Genomic DNA, 18,225 nt, shown 5'->3' on the forward strand with positions numbered 1-18,225 from the left:
ACCGATCCGGTACTTTGATGAAATCAAAAGGCCCGCATCCCGTGCGGGCCTTTTCTGTTGTGGCCGGGCGTGAAACTTGCGCCTAACTTGGCGAAGCCCGATTTTGCGTTTGGAGCGGATTGCGCTTTGCTGATAAAGTCTTACAACTGATTTGCAGCGCGATATGACGGAAATGTGAATTCCCGTCGGCGACCCGGTTCCTGACCTTCAAGGATAACCGGAAATGTCGGGAGTACTAGCCGGCGCTGGGTTTTGTTGAATTTCACGGTCTTGCCGCTCAGCGGGATCGTCTGTTCCGGCGACTTGAAATCGGTGTTTCGAAACTCCATTTTCAGTCTCGAGAAATGAATGTGCCGGATGCCCCAAGCTGTCCGGCAAAGTGTCCCGAAAGGGACCATGAAAGGAAATGATATGACGAACATCACGTCTGCGGCATCTGGTGGTACCTATCCGGTACTTCCCCTGCGCGACATTGTCGTTTTCCCGCATATGATCGTTCCCCTGTTCGTCGGGCGGGAAAAATCCATTCGTGCGCTCGAGGAAGTCATGGGTTCGGACAAGCAGATCATGCTTGTCACCCAGATCAACGCCAGCGATGACGATCCGGCTCCCGAAGCCATCCACAAGGTCGGCACGGTCGCAAATGTCCTGCAGCTTCTGAAGCTTCCCGACGGCACCGTGAAGGTGCTGGTGGAAGGCAAGGGCCGCGCCCAGATCGACAGCTACACCGGCCGTGAAGACTTCTATGAAGCCACCGCGACGCCGTTGCAGGAGCCTGCCGAAGATCCGGTCGAGATCGAGGCGCTGTCGCGTTCGGTCGTTTCGGAATTCGAGAGCTATGTGAAGCTCAACAAGAAGATTTCGCCCGAGGTTGTCGGCGCTGCCGGCCAGATCGACGATTATTCGAAGCTCGCTGATACGGTCGCTTCGCACCTGTCGATCAAGATTACCGAAAAGCAGGAAATGCTGGAAACCGTCAGCGTGAAGCAGCGGCTTGAAAAGGCGCTTGGCTTCATGGAAGGCGAGATTTCCGTGCTGCAGGTCGAAAAGCGTATCCGCTCGCGTGTCAAGCGCCAGATGGAGAAGACCCAGCGCGAATATTACCTGAACGAGCAGATGAAGGCGATCCAGAAGGAACTCGGCGACGGCGAGGACGGCCGTGACGAGATGGCCGAACTGGAAGAGCGCATCGCCAAGACCAAGCTTTCCAAGGAGGCCAAGGAAAAGGCCGAAGCGGAAATGAAGAAGCTTCGCCAGATGAGCCCGATGTCCGCGGAAGCGACCGTCGTGCGCAACTATCTGGATTGGCTGCTCGGTCTGCCCTGGGGCAAGAAGTCGAAGGTCAAGGTTGACCTCAACGCGGCCGAGAAAATCCTCGATCAGGATCATTTCGGTCTCGACAAGGTCAAGGAACGCATCGTCGAATATCTGGCCGTGCAGGCGCGCGCCTCGAAGATTCGCGGCCCCATCCTGTGCCTCGTCGGCCCTCCCGGCGTCGGCAAGACCTCGCTCGCCAAGTCGATCGCCAAGGCGACCGGCCGCGAATATGTGCGCATGGCGCTGGGCGGCGTGCGTGACGAGGCGGAAATCCGCGGTCACCGCCGTACCTATATCGGCTCCATGCCTGGCAAGATCGTGCAGTCAATGAAGAAGGCCAAGAAGTCCAATCCGCTCTTCCTGCTCGACGAGATCGACAAGATGGGCATGGATTTCCGTGGCGATCCGTCTTCCGCACTGCTGGAGGTTCTCGATCCGGAACAGAACTCCACCTTCATGGACCACTATCTTGAAGTGGAATACGACCTGTCCGACGTGATGTTCGTGACCACGGCCAACACGCTGAACATTCCGGGTCCCCTGATGGACCGTATGGAAGTGATCCGCATCGCCGGCTACACCGAAGACGAAAAGCGCGAAATCGCCAAGCGTCACCTGTTGCCGAAGGCGATCAAGGAACATGCCCTGCGTCCGGAAGAGTTCTCGGTCAGCGATGACGCTCTGATGATCGTGATCCAGCAGTACACCCGCGAGGCGGGCGTGCGCAGCTTCGAGCGCGAGTTGATGAAGCTTGCGCGAAAGGCCGTGACCGAGATCATCAAGGGCAAGGTCAAGTCCGTGGAAGTCACAGCAGCCAACGTTCCGGATTATCTGGGCGTTCCGCGGTTCCGCCACGGCGAAGCCGAGCGTGAGGATCAGGTTGGTGTTGTCACCGGTCTGGCATGGACGGAAGTCGGCGGTGAGTTGCTCACCATCGAAGGCGTGATGATGCCGGGCAAGGGCCGCATGACGGTCACCGGCAACCTCAAGGAAGTGATGAAGGAATCCATTTCGGCAGCGGCATCCTATGTCCGCTCGCGCGCCGTGGACTTCGGCATCGAACCGCCGCGTTTCGACAAGAGCGACATCCACGTTCACGTTCCGGAAGGGGCAACCCCGAAGGACGGACCGTCCGCCGGTGTTGCCATGGCAACCGCCATCGTCTCCATCATGACCGGCATTCCGGTCTCCAAGGATGTTGCGATGACGGGCGAGATCACGCTTCGTGGTCGCGTGCTGCCGATCGGCGGCCTGAAGGAAAAGCTGCTCGCAGCCCTTCGCGGCGGCATCAAGAAGGTACTGATCCCGGAAGAGAACGCCAAGGATCTGGCGGAGATTCCGGACAATGTGAAGAACGAGATGGAAATCATCCCGGTTTCGCGCATGGGCGAGGTCATCAGGCACGCCCTTCTGCGCCAGCCGGAGCCCATCGAGTGGGACGGCAGCATCGAGACGCCTGTTATCGCTACGGTCGAAGGCGTCGACGACGGCAGCCAGACCATCGCACATTGATACGTGCTTCGTCGCGAGGGGCGGGAATCGCCTTTCGCGACGGGTGCTGCATAGATTCAATATGTTAGGTGTCGGAAGGCGCATTCTGCGCTCAGCTCCGGGCAAGTGATGCGAATTTGGCACGAATATGTGGAAGGCCGGCAGAAATGTCGGCCTTTTTTGTGAAAAAAATCGCAGACCCCTTGTTTTTCAGGCGATTCCAGCGCTTTTGGGTTGCTGCGCGCGGATGCAAACGTATTCTGCGCCGGCTTAATTTGAGTCGTTTCAAACCATTGAAAGGGGTGGAAACATGAACAAGAACGAGCTCGTCTCTGCTGTTGCCGAAAAGGCTGGTCTCACGAAGGCAGATGCTGCTTCCGCTGTTGATGCCGTATTCGAAACCGTACAGAGCGAACTGAAGAACGGTGGCGACATTCGCCTCGCTGGCTTCGGCAGCTTCTCCGTTAGCCGCCGTGAAGCCTCCAAGGGCCGTAACCCTTCTACGGGTGCTGAAGTCGATATCCCGGCTCGCAACGTACCGAAGTTTTCCGCAGGCAAGGGCCTGAAGGACGCCGTCAACTCGTAAGGTTTCCGGAAAGCCGCAACGCCCGGCGGCGGGCGGGCGGCTTTTCAGGTTCACGAGGAAACATGTTTTGACGCGCTGACGCCATCATGCCGGCCCAAAACCGGGCGGTTTTTCGAAATGCTTTTCGGACAGCCTGGTTCTCAATCCGGCAGGATGTAAACGAAAGTAGGGAGCGCGCCTGTGCAGCCTCCATCCGGTCACACGGTGCTCCGATACGCGGAATGTGCGCAGAAACAAGAAAGCCCGGTCTCCATGGCCGGGCTTTTTGATTCCCGACAGGAAATGTCATGCCACTGTCATGTCTTTGACGCAGAAGCCATGGGGTATTTCTGGACCCAAGGGGGATTAAAATGGCGTTCCGATTTTCTCAAATGGCCTTGACCGCTGCTCTGCTCACGTCCGTGGCCTTGCCGGCCGCTGCCGAGCCGGTTTTCAACCGCATCGCGTCTTTCCCGGTGGCGAAAAACCTTCCCGCGGACAAGGACGCCAAGTCCGTCACCTCGGCTGAAATCATCACCGCCAGTGAAGACGGCAAGACGCTGATCTATTCGGACAGCCCGCTCGGCGGCATCGGTTTCATCGACATCACCGACGCGAAGGCCCCCAAGGCCGGCGGCGCATTGCTGCTGGAAGGCGAGCCGACCTCTGTTGCCGTTGCTGGCCTTAAGGTTCTCGCCGGCGTCAATACGTCGGAAAACCGCGCCAACCCGTCCGGCAAGCTGGTGACAGTCGATATTGCCACGAAGAAGATCGAGGCAAGCTGTGATCTCGGCGGCCAGCCCGATTCCGTCGCCGTTTCCCCTGATAAAACCTTTGCCGCCATCGCGATCGAAAACGAGCGTGATGAAGATGTGAACGAAGGCGCACTGCCGCAGATGCCCGCCGGCTATTTGGTAACGGTCGGCCTGAAGGACGGCGTGGCCGACTGCGCGACGCTGAAGAAGATTGACGTTACCGGTCTCGCCGAAATTTCCCCTGAGGATCCGGAGCCGGAATTCGTCTCGATCAACGCCAATGGCGAGATCGCTCTGACGCTGCAGGAAAACAACCATATCGTCATCATCGATGGCAAGACCGGCACGGTGAAGACGCATTTCTCCGTCGGCAAGGTTGATCTGGAAGGCGTCGACACGAAGACCGACGGTCAGCTGAAATTCACCGACAAGCAGGAAGGCCGCAAGCGCGAGCCGGACGCTGTAAAGTGGCTGGACAATGACCGTATCGTCATCGCCAATGAAGGCGACTGGCAGGGCGGTTCGCGCGGCTTCACCATTTTCGACAAGACCGGCAAGCTTCTCTATGAAGCCGGTGCTTCGCTCGAGCGCGCGGTTGCCGCCATCGGCCACTATCCGGAAAAGCGCTCCAAGGCCAAGGGCATTGAGCCCGAAGGTCTGGAAGCGGCGACCTTCGATGGCCAGAAGTATTTCTTCGTGCTTGCCGAGCGCGCTTCGGTGGTCGCCGTCTACAAGGATACCGGTGCGGAGCCGCAGCTGACGCAGCTCCTGCCTTCGGGCGTCTCGCCGGAAGGCGCCGTCGCCATTCCGTCGCGCAATCTCCTTGCTACGGCCAATGAGGTCGATCTGATCGAAGACGGCGGTGTCCGCTCGCATGTCATGCTTTATGAGCGCGCCGAAGGCCAGCCTGCCTATCCGCAGCTCGTTTCCGCCACCGTCGACGGCGCGCCGATCGGCTGGGGCGCTCTTTCCGGCCTGGTCGGCGATGCTGAGAAGCCCGGCATTCTCTATGCCGTCTCCGACTCGGTCTATGGCAACCAGCCGTCGATCTTCACCATCGACGCCACGAAGAAGCCTGCCACCATCACCAGCGTGCTGCGCGTCAAGCGTGACGGCATTGCTGCTCAGAAGCTCGACATCGAAGGCATCACGCTTGATGGCAAGGGCGGTTTCTGGCTGGCCTCTGAAGGCGACAGCGCCAAGCTTGTTCCGCACGCGCTCTATAACGTCAACGCCAAGGGCGAAATCAAGGCCGAGATCGCTCTGCCGAAGGAACTCCTTTCCGGCGATACCCGCTTCGGTTTCGAAGGCGTGACCATGATCGGCAAGGGCGACGACGCCACGCTGTGGATGGCTGTGCAACGCGAGTGGGGCACGGATGAGAAGGGCTTCGTCAAGCTCGTCTCCTACAATCCGAAGTCCAAGGAGTGGGGCACCGTGCGTTATCCGCTCGACAAGACCGAGGCAGGCTGGATTGGCCTTTCCGAAATCACCGCGCAGGGCGACTATGTCTATATCGTCGAGCGCGACAACCAGATCGGCGACAAGGCCAAGATCAAGAAGCTCTACCGCGTTGCGATCGCGGATCTGAAGCCGGGCAAGATCGGCGGCGAACTGCCGCTGGTGGCCAAGCAGGAAGCCCATGACTTCCTGCCCGACCTCAAGGCCCAGACCAACGGCTACGTCGTTGACAAGCTGGAAGGCTTCACCTTCGACAAGGCTGGAACGGCCTATGCCGTGACCGACAATGACGGCGTGGACGATTCTTCCGGCGAGACGCTGTTCTTCACCGTCAACATGAAGGCGATCAACTGATCGAGCCGAAAGGCGCTGTAAATGAGAAAAGCCGGGCTATGCCCGGCTTTTTTGTGCGGCGAGGGCCCCCCGGGCCGGGTTCCCCGATTTTGCGCGATTCCTGGCGATGGCTAGCTATTGAAATCAGCATTGCCGCTTGGATATCGGATTGTGGAGGATTTCGTCCGGAGACCGTCCGGGAAAATACTGCGGGTCGACCGTAACGGATCACCGCCCCATGGAATTTTTGCTTTTGGGAGTATCTTGTTTTTCTGAGTCCTGCTGGACCCAGCGGAAAAAAATATAAACAGGCAGCGCAATAAGCGCGAGTGTTACAAACGCGTCGATCGACATGGTTTCATCCATCAGTTCAACCGTTCATCATGAAACGGTGCGCAAACAATGCCCGAAATCTCTTTAAAAAGTCTGAATCCGCTTATTTTTCGGTATGTTACACGGTGGCACAGGGATTCGGTGAAGCTGTCGGAATCCGAAACGGACGTATCGATTTGGAATAGATGAGGGCTGGAAAACGATTCCGGTGGTTCCGGGCTCGGATTGATACGCCCAGCGACGAGATGCGGGGCAGGGCCGGCTGATTCCAGATGCGGAAAATGCAGGACAAAAGACCGCGCCAGCTGAAGAACATTCAGCTCATAACATGTGAATTTGAGAAATTTGGAAAATGGTGGGCGATGAGAGACTCGAACTCCCGACATCCTCGGTGTAAACGAGGCGCTCTACCAACTGAGCTAATCGCCCTTCGCGTCCTGCGGATCATGTCCGCCGCGTCGGTGGCCGTGATGTATTCGGATCGGAAAAAAACCGCAAGGGCTTTTGTGAAGTTTTTTTGTTTTTTTTCGGAGCGGCTTTTCCCTCCGTCGAAGGGGAGGGGCAAAAAGCCGGGAACTGCGGGCTTTTTGGTGAAATCAGAAACCAATGACGCCTTGATGGCCCTGGGGAAATGCCGTCGGGGAAGCCGCTCGCTGTGGACAAGTTTTTTGTTTTCGTTGGGAAAAGCCCGCAAAACAGGGCGTTTGCTGGAACGCCGATCAAAGGCCCCAGGGTTTTTCCCGATCAAAATCAAAAAGCTTATTCTTTTGTCGTGAAACCTGCTTGACACCCCCGCACGAACGCCGTAGTTAGCCGCTCAACGAACAGCCGAGGCTGGTTCGTACGGCGGGACAAGGTCCTGTCCGTCAGGATAAGCGGGTGTAGCTCAGTTGGTTAGAGTGCCGGCCTGTCACGCCGGAGGTCGCGGGTTCGAGCCCCGTCACTCGCGCCATCCTGTTCCTCGGAAAAAACGCAGATGAATGTCTGTGGAGCGCGGGTGTAGCTCAGTCGGTTAGAGTGCCGGCCTGTCACGCCGGAGGTCGCGGGTTCGAGCCCCGTCACTCGCGCCATTTCTTTCTCTTGAAATGTCTCCTCAAAACCAGATCGACGCGCTGTTTGCACGCCTCGATTTTTGACGATTCCGATGCTTGATTCCGGCCGTTTCAAACGCGATTTTTCCTGCTTTTTTTAGTCAAGTTTCGATATCGGGATATCGTCACTTCACCGCCGTTTCGACGTAAAATTCGTGTGACTTTTTTGCGGTTGCGTCGTTCAATCGATTATTATTGTATTTGAGGGGCTTAGGTCGGAATTGTGGCCCAAATTTGCGTCAATTCCGGCAATATTGTTGCCAATCAATGCGGCAGGTGTCTTGAAATGGTGCCTAAACTCTTGCAGAGAGGGCGCGGCTGCGCTAACCACTTTGGCGTTGCAACATATTTGTCCGCTCTTTGAGACTTAAGGTCACAAAGGCAGGTCCGGCACCCGGCCGGACAGGGAAGAGACCATGACTGAACTCCTCAGTTCCTACATTCCGATCGCAATCTTCATCGGTATCGCTCTCGTCATCGGCCTGGCGCTTCTCATTGCGCCCTTTGCGGTCGCCTACAAGGCGCCGGACCCGGAAAAGCTCTCCGCTTTCGAGTGCGGTTTCAACGCCTTCGACGATGCCCGCATGAAGTTCGATATCCGCTTTTATCTGGTGTCGATTCTGTTCATCATCTTCGATCTGGAAGTCGCCTTCCTGTTCCCCTGGGCGGTGTCTTTCGGCGAGATGGGCTGGTTCGGTTTCTGGTCGATGATGGTGTTCCTTCTCGTCCTCACCATCGGCTTTATCTATGAGTGGAAGAAGGGAGCGCTGGAATGGGCATGAGCCAGAACAACACCACGCTCGTTGCGCCGCAGCCGAAGGGGATCATCGATCCCTCGACCGGCAAGCCGGTTGGCAGCAACGACGCCTACTTCACGGACATCAACGACGAGCTGGCCGATAAGGGCTTTCTCGTTACCTCGACCGACGAGCTGATCACCTGGGCGCGTACCGGCTCCCTGATGTGGATGCAGTTCGGTCTTGCCTGCTGCGCCGTCGAAGGCCTGATGCAGGCTTCCGGCCCGCGTTACGACATGGAGCGCTTCGGCGTTGCCCCGCGCGCCTCACCGCGCCAGTCGGACGTCATGATCGTCGCCGGCACGCTGACCAACAAGATGGCGCCCGCTCTGCGCAAGGTCTATGACCAGATGCCTGAGCCCCGTTACGTCATCTCCATGGGCTCCTGCGCCAATGGCGGCGGCTATTACCACTATTCCTACGCTGTCGTGCGCGGTTGCGACCGCGTCGTGCCGGTGGATATCTACGTTCCGGGCTGTCCCCCCACGGCGGAGGCGCTGCTTTACGGCGTACTTCTGCTGCAGAAGAAGATCCGGCGTACCGGTACGATCGAGCGTTAAGGGCAAAGGACGGATTAAGTAATGAGCGAAGCTCTCAACGATCTTGCTGCTTACGTTAAGGAAGCGCGCGGTTCCCTCGTGGTGTCGGCTGATATTGCCTATGGCGAACTGACGCTGAACACGACGCCTGAAAGCGTGATCGCGCTTTTGACCTTCCTGCGTGACGATGTGCAGTGCGGTTTCGTCAACATCATCGATATCTGCGGTGTCGACTGGCCGCAGCGCGAGAAGCGTTTTGATGTCGTCTATCACCTGCTGTCGCCGCGCCAGAACCTGCGCGTGCGCGTCAAGCTGCAGGTGGCGGAAGACGAGGGTGTTCCGTCTTCGACCCCCGTTTATATGGGCGCGGAATGGTTCGAGCGCGAAGCCTGGGACATGTATGGTATTCCGTTTGAAGGCCATAAGGACCTTCGCCGTATTCTCACCGACTACGGTTTCGAAGGCCACCCGCTGCGCAAGGATTTTCCGGTTACCGGCTTTGTGGAAGTACGTTACGATGACGTGCTGAAACGGGTTCTTTATGAACCGGTCGAACTGAAGCAGGAATTCCGCAATTTCGATTTCCTCTCTCCTTGGGAGGGGACTGAATATGTTCTCCCGGGTGACGAAAAGGCCAAGCAATGAGCGAAGCCCCTGCGACAGAGCGTGCCCAATGTCTTTGCGGTGCCGTCGGCCTCAAGGCCGCGATCGGTGCCCGCGAATTCGGCGTCTGCCATTGCTCCATGTGCCGCCGCTGGTCCGGCGGTGCGTTTCTGGCTGTCGAATGCGCTGATATCTCCGTCGAAAACGAAGAGAACCTCGGCGTCTATTCCTCGTCTGAGTGGGGTGAGCGCTGCTTCTGCAAGAATTGCGGCAGCACGCTGATGTGGCGCTCCAAGGATGGCAAGCATTTTGCCGTCTCGTTGCAGGCTTTCGACAACCCTTCCAGTTTCCATTTTGCGTCGCAGATTTTCACGGATGAGAAGCCTTCGAGCTATTCTTTCGCGCAAACCACGCAGAACATGACCGGCCCCGAATTCATCGCCATGATCACCTCGGCGGAGCACTAGAATGACTGAGCATAACGTCCGCAATTTCACGATCAACTTCGGTCCGGAACACCCTTCCGCGCACGGCGTGCTGCGCCTGGTTCTGGAACTGGACGGCGAAATCGTCGAGCGCGTCGATCCGCATATCGGTCTTTTGCATCGCGGCACCGAAAAGCTGATCGAGACCAAGACCTATCTGCAGGCCGTTCCCTATTTCGACCGTCTCGACTACGTCGCGCCGATGAACCAGGAACACGCTTTTGCGCTCGCCGTCGAAAAGCTGCTGGGCCTCGAAATCCCGATGCGCGGCCAGCTGATCCGCGTGCTTTATTCTGAAATCGGCCGCATCCTGTCGCACATCATGAACGTGACGACGCAGGCAATGGACGTCGGCGCGATGACGCCGCCGGTCTGGGGCTTCGAAGAGCGCGAAAAGCTGATGGTGTTCTATGAGCGCGCCTGCGGCGCCCGCATGCACTCGGCCTATGTCCGTCCGGGCGGTGTTCATCAGGACCTGCCGCCGGAACTGGTCGATGATATCGGCAAGTGGTGCGATCCGTTCCTGACCGTGCTCGATAATATCGAAGGTCTGTTGACCGACAACCGCATCTACAAGCAGCGTAACGTCGATATCGGCGTGGTCTCGCTTGAAGACGCCTTCGCCTGGGGTTTCACCGGCGTGATGGTGCGCGGTTCGGGTGCTGCCTGGGATTTGCGTCGCGCGCAGCCCTACGAGTGCTATTCCGATCTGGAGTTCGATATCCCCGTCGGCAAGAACGGCGACTGCTATGACCGTTACCTGATCCGCATGCAGGAAATGCGCGAATCGGTGAAGATCATGAAGCAGTGCGTCGATCTTCTCTCCGGCAAGCACCGCATCGGCCCGGTCTCCTCGCTGGATGGCAAGGTGGTTCCGCCCAAGCGCGGCGAGATGAAGCGTTCGATGGAAGCTCTTATCCATCACTTCAAGCTCTATACCGAAGGCTATCACGTTCCGGCCGGCGAAGTTTACGCCGCCGTCGAAGCGCCGAAGGGCGAATTCGGCGTCTATGTGGTCGCCGATGGTTCCAACAAGCCCTACCGCTGCAAGATCCGCGCTCCGGGCTACGCACACCTGCAGGCCATGGATTTCCTGTGCAAGGGCCATCAGCTTGCTGACGTTACAGCCGTGCTCGGCTCCCTCGACATCGTGTTCGGGGAGGTCGACCGCTGATGCGTCTGCCGCTGGCCATACCGGCTTTTCTCGCTGCGATGTCGGCACCCGTTCTCGCCCAGACGGCGACGAGCGAGCCTGAGGTATCGCTGTCGAGCGGCGGCTCTTCGACCATCAAGCAGCTTCTGTCATCGGGATACGAGATCAAGGCCTCGGTTCCCAATGGCAGCAAGTTCATCGTGTTCATGCAGAAAGACAAGGCGGCTTACGCCTGCGAATTCGTCACGGTGGCGAGATCGCGTTGTGAGACGTTAAACTGAAAAGGCGTGAGGAAGTATGTCCGTTCGTCGACTAGCCGAAGATCAGTTCCAGCCCGTGGCATTTGCCTTCAATGCGGAAAATACCGCATGGGCGGAAAAGACGATTCTGAAATATCCCGAGGGACGCCAGCAATCAGCGGTCATCCCGCTGCTCATGCGTGCGCAGGAGCAGGACGGCTGGGTTACCCGCGCCGCCATCGAGAAAATCGCCGACATGCTGGATATGGCCTATATCCGCGTCATGGAAGTGGCGACCTTCTATACGCAGTTCCAGCTGAAGCCGGTTGGCACACGCGCCCACGTTCAGGTCTGCGGCACTACGCCCTGCATGCTGCGCGGCTCGGAAGCGCTGATGGACGTCTGCCGCAAGAAGATCCATCACGATCCGCTGCATACCAATGAGAGCGGCACGCTCTCCTGGGAAGAAGTGGAATGTCAGGGCGCCTGCGTCAACGCGCCGATGGTCATCATCTTCAAGGATGCCTATGAGGACCTGACGCCCGAGCGTCTGGAAGAGATCATCGACACGTTCGAGGCAGGCAAGGGCGATACGGTCAAGACCGGCCCGCAGATCGACCGTCACGAGTCGGTCCCGGTCGGTGGCCTGACGACCCTGACGGAAGAGATCAAGCCGGATCGTTCCAATCTCGACAAGCCTGCCGAAGTCGTGGCTGATGCCGCACCGGTTCCGCCGGCCAATGCCGCCAAGCCGAAGACGGACGCGCCGGAAACCGATCCGAAGCTGAAGACGCCGGCCAACGAGCCGAAGGCTGCTGAAGCGAACGTCAAGGCCGCCGAAAAGGAAGCTTCGGGATCTGCGAAGCCGTCACTCGATTCCAAGGATCGTCCGGCCGGCATCGAAAAGCCCGCAACGCCCGACGACCTGAAGCTCATTTCCGGCGTCGGTCCGAAGATCGAAGGCACGCTGCACGAGCTCGGCATCTTCACCTACGCGCAGATTACCGGCTGGAAAAAGGCTGAATGCGACTGGGTCGACGGTTATCTGAATTTCAAGGGCCGCATCGAACGCGATGAGTGGATCAAGCAGGCCGAGGCGCTCGCCAAGGGTGGCGAAGCCGAGTATATCAGGGTCTTCGGCAAGAAGCCGCGGTAAAGGGTGAAGCATGTTAAAAGATCAGGATCGCATCTTTACCAATCTCTACGGCCTCAAGGACAAGTCCCTGAAGGGCGTGATGGCGCGCGGCCATTGGGATGGCACCAAGCAGATCATCGAAAAGGGTCGTGACTGGATCATCAACGAGATGAAGGCTTCCGGCCTTCGCGGTCGCGGCGGCGCAGGCTTCCCGACGGGTCTCAAGTGGTCCTTCATGCCCAAGGAAAGCGACGGCCGTCCGCATTATCTCGTGGTCAACGCCGACGAATCCGAGCCCGGCACCTGCAAGGACCGCGAAATCCTGCGCAACGATCCGCATACGTTGATCGAAGGCTGCGTTATCGCCGGTTTCGCCATGGGTGCACACACCGCCTATATCTACGTGCGCGGCGAATATATGCGCGAACGTGAGGCGCTTCAGGCCGCCATCGACGAATGTTACGATGCGGGCCTGCTCGGCAAGAACAACAAGAACGGCTGGGATTTCGACATCTACGTCCATCACGGCGCAGGTGCCTATATCTGCGGCGAAGAGACAGCACTGCTTGAAAGCCTCGAGGGCAAGAAGGGCCAGCCGCGCCTGAAGCCGCCGTTCCCGGCCAATATGGGTCTTTACGGTTGCCCGACGACCGTCAACAACGTCGAATCCATCGCCGTTGCTCCGACCATTCTGCGCCGAGGTGCGGCATGGTTCTCGTCTATTGGCCGTCCGAACAATGTCGGCACCAAGCTGTTCATGGTCTCCGGCCATGTCGAGCGTCCATGCACCTTCGAAGATGCGCTGGGCCTGTCCTTCCGTGAACTGATCGAACACCATTGCGGTGGCATTCGCGGCGGCTGGGACAATCTGCTTGGCGTCATCCCCGGCGGCGCATCCTGCCCCATCGTGCGCGGTGAGGACATGAAGGACGCCATCATGGACTTCGACGGCATGCGCGAAGTGAAGTCGTCCTTCGGCACCGGCGGCATGATCGTCATGGACAAGTCCACCGACGTCATCAAGGCGATCGCCCGCATCGCGGCGTTCTTCAAGCATGAAAGCTGCGGCCAGTGCACGCCGTGCCGTGAAGGCACCGGCTGGATGTGGCGCGTGCTGGAACGCATGGTGAAGGGCAACGCGCAGAAGCGCGAAATCGACATGCTGTTCGAAGTGACGAAGCAGATCGAAGGCCACACCATCTGTGCGCTCGGCGACGCCGCCGCATGGCCGGTACAGGCGCTGATCCGCAATTTCCGTCCGGAAATCGAAAAGCGCATCGACCAATATACCTACAGGGCCATGGATGATGGCGCTGTTCTGGAAGCTGCCGAATAAGCTTTCGCAGTTTGCATGCGGCGCGGGGATGATCCCGGCGCCGGAAAACCATGAAGCGCCTGACCGACGAGATGAAGTCTCGGGCGCGATTAAGGATTTGTTGCGGACCGTGTGAGAGACACGGGACGAACAGGCAACAGGACGTAAGTAGAACCATGGCAAAGCTCAAGGTTGACGGTAAAGAGATCGAGGTTCCGGATCATTTCACGCTGTTGCAGGCGTGCGAGGAGGCTGGTGCTGAAGTTCCGCGCTTTTGTTTTCATGAGCGCTTGTCGGTCGCGGGTAACTGCCGCATGTGTCTGATTGAGGTGAAGGGCGGACCGCCCAAGCCCGCCGCATCCTGCGCCATGGGCGTGCGCGACGTTCGCGGCGGCCCGAATGGCGAATTGCCTGAAGTTTTCACCAACACGCCGATGGTCAAGAAGGCCCGCGAAGGCGTGATGGAGTTCCTTCTCATCAACCACCCGCTCGATTGCCCGATCTGCGACCAGGGCGGCGAATGCGACCTGCAGGACCAGGCTATGGCCTTCGGTATTGCCGGTTCGCGTTACGCGGAAAACAAGCGTGCGGTTGAAGACAAATATATCGGTCCGCTCGTCAAGACGGTGATGAACCGCTGCATCCACTGCACGCGCTGCGTCCGTTTCACCACGGAAGTTGCCGGCATCGCCGAACTCGGCCTCATCGGCCGCGGCGAGGACGCTGAAATCACCACCTATCTCGAGCAGGCGATGACCTCCGAGCTTCAGGGCAACGTCGTCGATCTTTGCCCGGTCGGTGCGCTGACCTCCAAGCCTTTCGCTTTCACTGCCCGTCCGTGGGAACTGAACAAGACCGAAACCATCGACGTGATGGACGCTCTCGGTTCGGCAATCCGCGTCGATACCCGTGGCCGCGAAGTCATGCGCGTCATGCCGCGTGTCAACGAGGCAATCAACGAAGAGTGGATTTCCGACAAGAGCCGCTTCATCTGGGACGGCCTGAAGACGCAGCGTCTCGACCGCCCTTACGTCCGCAAGGATGGCCGCTTGCAGCCCGCAAGCTGGGGCGAAGCCTTCGGCGCTATCAAGCAGGCGGTTGCCGCGACCAGCGGCAGCAAGATCGGCGCGATTGCCGGTGACCTTGCTTCCGTCGAGGAAATGTTCGCGCTGAAGTCGCTTCTGGCGTCGCTCGGCTCGGCCAATGTCGATTGCCGTCAGGATGGCGCAGCGCTTGATCCGTCTTTGGGTCGCGCCAGCTACCTGTTCAATTCCACAATCGAAGGCATTGAGCACGCGGATGCGCTGCTGATCGTCGGCGCCAACCCGCGTTATGAAGCGGCCGTGCTCAATGCACGTATCCGCAAGCGCTGGCGTCGCGGTGGTTTCCCGATCGGCGTGATCGGCGAAGCCGGTGAGCTGCGCTACAATTATGAATATCTCGGCTCCGGCGCGGAAACGCTTTCCGATCTCGCCAATGGCTCTCACAGCTTCGTTGAGAAGCTGAAGTCCGCCAAGAACCCGCTGATCATCATCGGCCAGGGCGCTCTGGCACGCGCCGATGGTGCAGCCGTTCTCGCGGCCGCTGCGAAGCTTGCCGTTTCGGTTGGCGCAATCAGCGAAGAGTGGAACGGCTTCTCGGTGCTTCACACTGCCGCTGCCCGCGTCGGTGGTCTCGACATCGGCTTCGTGCCGGGCGAGGGCGGTGTTGCTGCTGCCGAAATGGTAACGTCCATGGACGTTCTCTTCCTGCTCGGCGCCGATGAAATCGACCTGTCGAACAAGGGAGCCAAGTTCACCGTCTACATCGGCAGCCACGGCGACCATGGCGCGATGAACGCCGACGTCATCCTTCCGGGTGCGGCCTATACCGAAAAATCCGGTATCTGGGTCAACACCGAAGGCCGCGTTCAGGTGGGCAACCGCGCCGGTTTCGCACCGGGCGAGGCCCGTGAAGACTGGGCGATCCTGCGTGCGCTTTCCGACGTGCTCGGCAAGAAGCTGCCGTTCGATTCGCTGTCGGCGCTGCGCGGCCAGCTTTATGTCGCACATCCGCATCTGGCGGAAACCGATGAGATCGTTGCCGGCAACGGCGCGGATGTCGAGGCACTTGCCGCTCGCGCGGGCAGCCTCAATAAGTCTGCGTTTGCCTCGCCGGTAAAAGACTTTTATTTGACGAACCCGATTGCGCGCGCATCCGCCGTCATGGCCGAGTGTTCCGCATTGGCCCGCAACAATTTCCAGGCTGCGGCAGAGTAAGGGTAGGGGATTATGGAATCGTTTTTCTGGAGCTACGTCTGGCCCGCGCTGATCATGGTCGGCCAGTCCCTGCTGCTTCTCGTTTGCCTTCTGGTGGCCATCGCCTTCCTTCTGCTTGCCGACCGCAAGGTCTGGGCAGCCGTGCAGCTGCGCCGTGGTCCGAACGTGGTTGGTCCCTTCGGTCTCTTCCAGTCCTTCGCCGACCTTTTGAAGTTCATCCTCAAGGAACCGGTCATTCCGGCCGGCGCCAACAAGGCCGTCTTCCTTCTGGCGCCGCTGGTCGCCGTGACGCTGGCGCTTGCCACCTATGCCGTCATTCCGTTCAATGAAGGCTGGGTCGTCGCCAATATCAATGTCGGCATCCTCTACATCTTCGCGATTTCCTCGCTTGAAGTGTACGGTATCATCATGGGCGGTTGGGCTTCCAACTCGAAGTATCCGTTCCTCGGCGCGCTTCGTTCCGCCGCGCAGATGGTGTCCTATGAAGTGTCGATCGGCCTCGTCATCGTCACCGTGCTGCTCTGCGTCGGTTCGCTGAACCTGACGGATATCGTGCTTGCCCAGAAGACCGGCCTTGGTACGATGCTCGGCCTGCCGGCCTCGTTCCTCGACTGGCACTGGCTGTCGCTGTTCCCGATGTTCATCGTGTTCTTCATCTCGGGCCTTGCCGAAACCAACCGTCCGCCCTTCGACCTTCCGGAAGCGGAATCGGAACTGGTTGCCGGTCACATGGTCGAATATGGCTCCACGCCTTACATGATGTTCATGCTCGGCGAATATGCTGCGATCGTCCTGATCTGCTGCCTGACGACGATCCTGTTCATGGGCGGCTGGCTGCCGATCGTGGATGTGTGGTTCCTGAACTGGGTTCCGGGCATTGTCTGGTTCGCGCTCAAGGGCTGCATGGTCTTCTTCATGATCGCGCTGACCAAGGCTTTCGTTCCGCGTTATCGTTATGACCAGCTCATGCGCCTCGGCTGGAAGGTGTTCCTGCCGCTGTCGCTCGCCATGGTCGTTATTGTTGCATTCGTATTGAAGCTGACGGGGTGGGCCGGTTGATGTCCGTACGCCTCGCTCAGAAATCTGGAGTTTGAGATGGCAAGCCTTTCCCAAGCCGTCAATTCACTGTTCCTCAAGGAGTTCGTCGGTGCGATCTTCCTGACGATGCGCCACTTCTTCAAACAGAAGGCGACGGTGAACTATCCCTTTGAAAAGGGCCCGGTGTCTCCGCGCTTCCGCGGCGAACATGCGCTGCGCCGTTATCCCAACGGTGAGGAACGCTGCATCGCCTGCAAGCTGTGTGAAGCTATCTGTCCTGCTCAGGCGATCACCATCGAAGCCGGCCCGCGCCGCAACGACGGCACCCGCCGCACGGTGCGTTACGACATCGACATGGTGAAGTGCATCTATTGCGGCTTCTGCCAGGAAGCCTGCCCGGTCGACGCCATCGTCGAAGGCCCGAACTTCGAATTCGCGACGGAAACCCGCGAGGAGCTTTATTTCGACAAGCAGAAGCTTCTCGACAATGGCGACCGCTGGGAGCGTGAAATCGCACGCAACCTCGCACTGGATGCGCCTTACCGTTAAGGCGCAACCGTCTTTCCGGGGGAGCCTCCGGAAAGCGATGAAAAGTAAAATGCCTGCGCGGTTTTCGCCGGCGGGGACGAAACGGGTGAGGGGGCTTTCGGCCATCTTCTCCCGATGAGGACAAGAAGGCACCAAGATGGGTCTGCACGCTGTATTCTTTTATATATTCGCTTTCGTCGCCGTGGCGTCTGCGTTCATGGTCATTGCATCGAAGAACCCTGTTCATTCGGTGCTGTTTCTGATTTTGACCTTCTTCAACGCAGCCGCGCTGTTCCTGCTGACGGGAGCCGAGTTCCTCGGCATGATCCTGCTGGTGGTTTATGTCGGCGCTGTCGCGGTGCTCTTCCTCTTCGTCGTCATGATGCTGGATGTGGATTTTGCGGAGCTGCGCTCCGGCGTGCTGCAATACGCCCCGATCGGCGCGCTGATCGGCGTCATCCTCGCGGCGGAGCTGATCGTCGTTGTCGGCGGCAGCGTGCTCAACCCGCAGGCGGCGAAATCGATCACCATGCCGATCCCGCCGGTGACCGAGCGCACCAATACGGCCGCGCTGGGTGATGTGCTCTATACCAATTACATCTACTTCTTCCAGCTCGCCGGTCTCGTGCTGCTGGTGGCCATGATCGGCGCCATCGTGCTGACGCTGCGTCATCGCACTGACATCAAGCGGCAGGATGTATCCACGCAGGTCGGCCGTGACCCGAAGACCGCCGTCACCACGGTCAAGGTCAAGCCGGGTCAGGGCATCTGAAGGCGCGAACGGATTCA

The 18,225-nt window shown here is 58.9% G+C and carries 17 protein-coding genes and 3 tRNA genes; 18 read left to right on the forward strand and 2 right to left on the reverse strand.

Annotated elements, in window-relative coordinates:
- The first annotated feature begins 411 nt into the window (after positions 1-411).
- From lon to V6R85_RS02915, 3 genes are all read left to right on the forward strand, one after another.
- On the forward strand, positions 412-2,829 hold the full coding sequence (lon, locus tag V6R85_RS02905) for an endopeptidase La (RefSeq protein WP_111834306.1): 2,418 nt from the start codon (positions 412-414) through the stop codon (positions 2,827-2,829).
- A 289-nt stretch (positions 2,830-3,118) separates the two neighbouring features.
- Positions 3,119-3,394 carry a DNA-binding protein HupB gene (gene hupB, locus V6R85_RS02910; protein WP_003502360.1) on the forward strand — a complete coding sequence of 92 codons (276 nt, stop codon included), beginning with the start codon at positions 3,119-3,121 and terminating at the stop codon, positions 3,392-3,394.
- Positions 3,395-3,744: 350 nt separating this feature from the next.
- Positions 3,745-5,943: an esterase-like activity of phytase family protein gene (locus tag V6R85_RS02915; RefSeq protein WP_111834307.1), complete on the forward strand. Its 2,199-nt coding sequence runs from the start codon at positions 3,745-3,747 to the stop codon at positions 5,941-5,943.
- 207 nt (positions 5,944-6,150) lie between these two features.
- Here the strand turns inward: V6R85_RS02915 and V6R85_RS02920 are convergent, their stop codons facing one another.
- Positions 6,151-6,288 (reverse strand): hypothetical protein, encoded by a 138-nt coding sequence (locus V6R85_RS02920; protein ID WP_003502364.1) that lies wholly within the window; start codon positions 6,286-6,288, stop codon positions 6,151-6,153.
- Between the two features lie 320 nt (positions 6,289-6,608).
- Positions 6,609-6,684: transfer RNA gene (locus V6R85_RS02925), tRNA-Val, on the reverse strand.
- 17 nt (positions 6,685-6,701) lie between these two features.
- Between V6R85_RS02925 and V6R85_RS02930 the strand changes: the two genes are divergently transcribed.
- The 15 genes from V6R85_RS02930 to V6R85_RS03000 all read left to right on the forward strand — a co-directional run bounded on the left by V6R85_RS02930 (position 6,702) and on the right by V6R85_RS03000 (position 18,208).
- Complete coding sequence (locus V6R85_RS02930) at positions 6,702-7,031, forward strand: hypothetical protein (RefSeq protein WP_162687144.1); 330 nt, start codon at positions 6,702-6,704, stop codon at positions 7,029-7,031.
- 99 nt (positions 7,032-7,130) lie between these two features.
- A tRNA-Asp gene (locus V6R85_RS02935) sits at positions 7,131-7,207 on the forward strand.
- A gap of 41 nt (positions 7,208-7,248) precedes the next feature.
- Positions 7,249-7,325: transfer RNA gene (locus V6R85_RS02940), tRNA-Asp, on the forward strand.
- 437 nt (positions 7,326-7,762) lie between these two features.
- A complete protein-coding gene (locus tag V6R85_RS02945; RefSeq protein ID WP_003496469.1) occupies positions 7,763-8,128 on the forward strand; it encodes an NADH-quinone oxidoreductase subunit A in 366 nt (121 codons plus the stop codon).
- Positions 8,119-8,703 (forward strand): NuoB/complex I 20 kDa subunit family protein, encoded by a 585-nt coding sequence (locus V6R85_RS02950; protein WP_003502368.1) that lies wholly within the window; start codon positions 8,119-8,121, stop codon positions 8,701-8,703. Before V6R85_RS02945 ends, V6R85_RS02950 begins: the two co-directional genes overlap by 10 nt.
- 21 nt (positions 8,704-8,724) lie before the next feature.
- Positions 8,725-9,327 carry an NADH-quinone oxidoreductase subunit C gene (locus V6R85_RS02955; protein ID WP_020810740.1) on the forward strand — a complete coding sequence of 201 codons (603 nt, stop codon included), beginning with the start codon at positions 8,725-8,727 and terminating at the stop codon, positions 9,325-9,327.
- Complete coding sequence (locus V6R85_RS02960) at positions 9,324-9,752, forward strand: GFA family protein (RefSeq protein ID WP_060724097.1); 429 nt, start codon at positions 9,324-9,326, stop codon at positions 9,750-9,752. Before V6R85_RS02955 ends, V6R85_RS02960 begins: the two co-directional genes overlap by 4 nt.
- Position 9,753: 1 nt before the next feature.
- On the forward strand, positions 9,754-10,944 hold the full coding sequence (locus V6R85_RS02965; RefSeq protein WP_003496461.1) for an NADH-quinone oxidoreductase subunit D: 1,191 nt from the start codon (positions 9,754-9,756) through the stop codon (positions 10,942-10,944).
- The gene (locus V6R85_RS02970; RefSeq protein WP_003502376.1) at positions 10,944-11,204 is read left to right on the forward strand and encodes a hypothetical protein; all 261 of its coding nucleotides are present in this window, start codon (positions 10,944-10,946) and stop codon (positions 11,202-11,204) included. Before V6R85_RS02965 ends, V6R85_RS02970 begins: the two co-directional genes overlap by 1 nt.
- Positions 11,205-11,220: 16 nt before the next feature.
- Complete coding sequence (locus V6R85_RS02975; RefSeq protein WP_111834308.1) at positions 11,221-12,318, forward strand: NADH-quinone oxidoreductase subunit E; 1,098 nt, start codon at positions 11,221-11,223, stop codon at positions 12,316-12,318.
- 10 nt (positions 12,319-12,328) lie between these two features.
- Positions 12,329-13,633 (forward strand): NADH-quinone oxidoreductase subunit NuoF, encoded by a 1,305-nt coding sequence (nuoF, locus tag V6R85_RS02980; RefSeq protein ID WP_003502381.1) that lies wholly within the window; start codon positions 12,329-12,331, stop codon positions 13,631-13,633.
- A 155-nt stretch (positions 13,634-13,788) separates the two neighbouring features.
- Positions 13,789-15,870 carry an NADH-quinone oxidoreductase subunit NuoG gene (gene nuoG, locus V6R85_RS02985; RefSeq protein ID WP_041694373.1) on the forward strand — a complete coding sequence of 694 codons (2,082 nt, stop codon included), beginning with the start codon at positions 13,789-13,791 and terminating at the stop codon, positions 15,868-15,870.
- Positions 15,871-15,882: 12 nt separating this feature from the next.
- Positions 15,883-16,929, forward strand: a complete 1,047-nt coding sequence (gene nuoH, locus V6R85_RS02990; RefSeq protein ID WP_060724098.1) for an NADH-quinone oxidoreductase subunit NuoH — start codon at positions 15,883-15,885, stop codon at positions 16,927-16,929.
- Positions 16,930-16,965: 36 nt separating this feature from the next.
- Entirely contained in the window at positions 16,966-17,457 is a 492-nt protein-coding gene (nuoI, locus tag V6R85_RS02995; protein WP_003502385.1) for an NADH-quinone oxidoreductase subunit NuoI, read from the forward strand.
- Between the two features lie 136 nt (positions 17,458-17,593).
- The gene (locus V6R85_RS03000; RefSeq protein WP_003502387.1) at positions 17,594-18,208 is read left to right on the forward strand and encodes an NADH-quinone oxidoreductase subunit J; all 615 of its coding nucleotides are present in this window, start codon (positions 17,594-17,596) and stop codon (positions 18,206-18,208) included.
- Positions 18,209-18,225: the final 17 nt, after the last annotated feature.

Origin of the sequence: Agrobacterium sp. CCNWLW32, from assembly GCF_037083425.1 — a bacterium.
Classification (GTDB): Bacteria; Pseudomonadota; Alphaproteobacteria; order Rhizobiales; family Rhizobiaceae; genus Agrobacterium; species Agrobacterium radiobacter.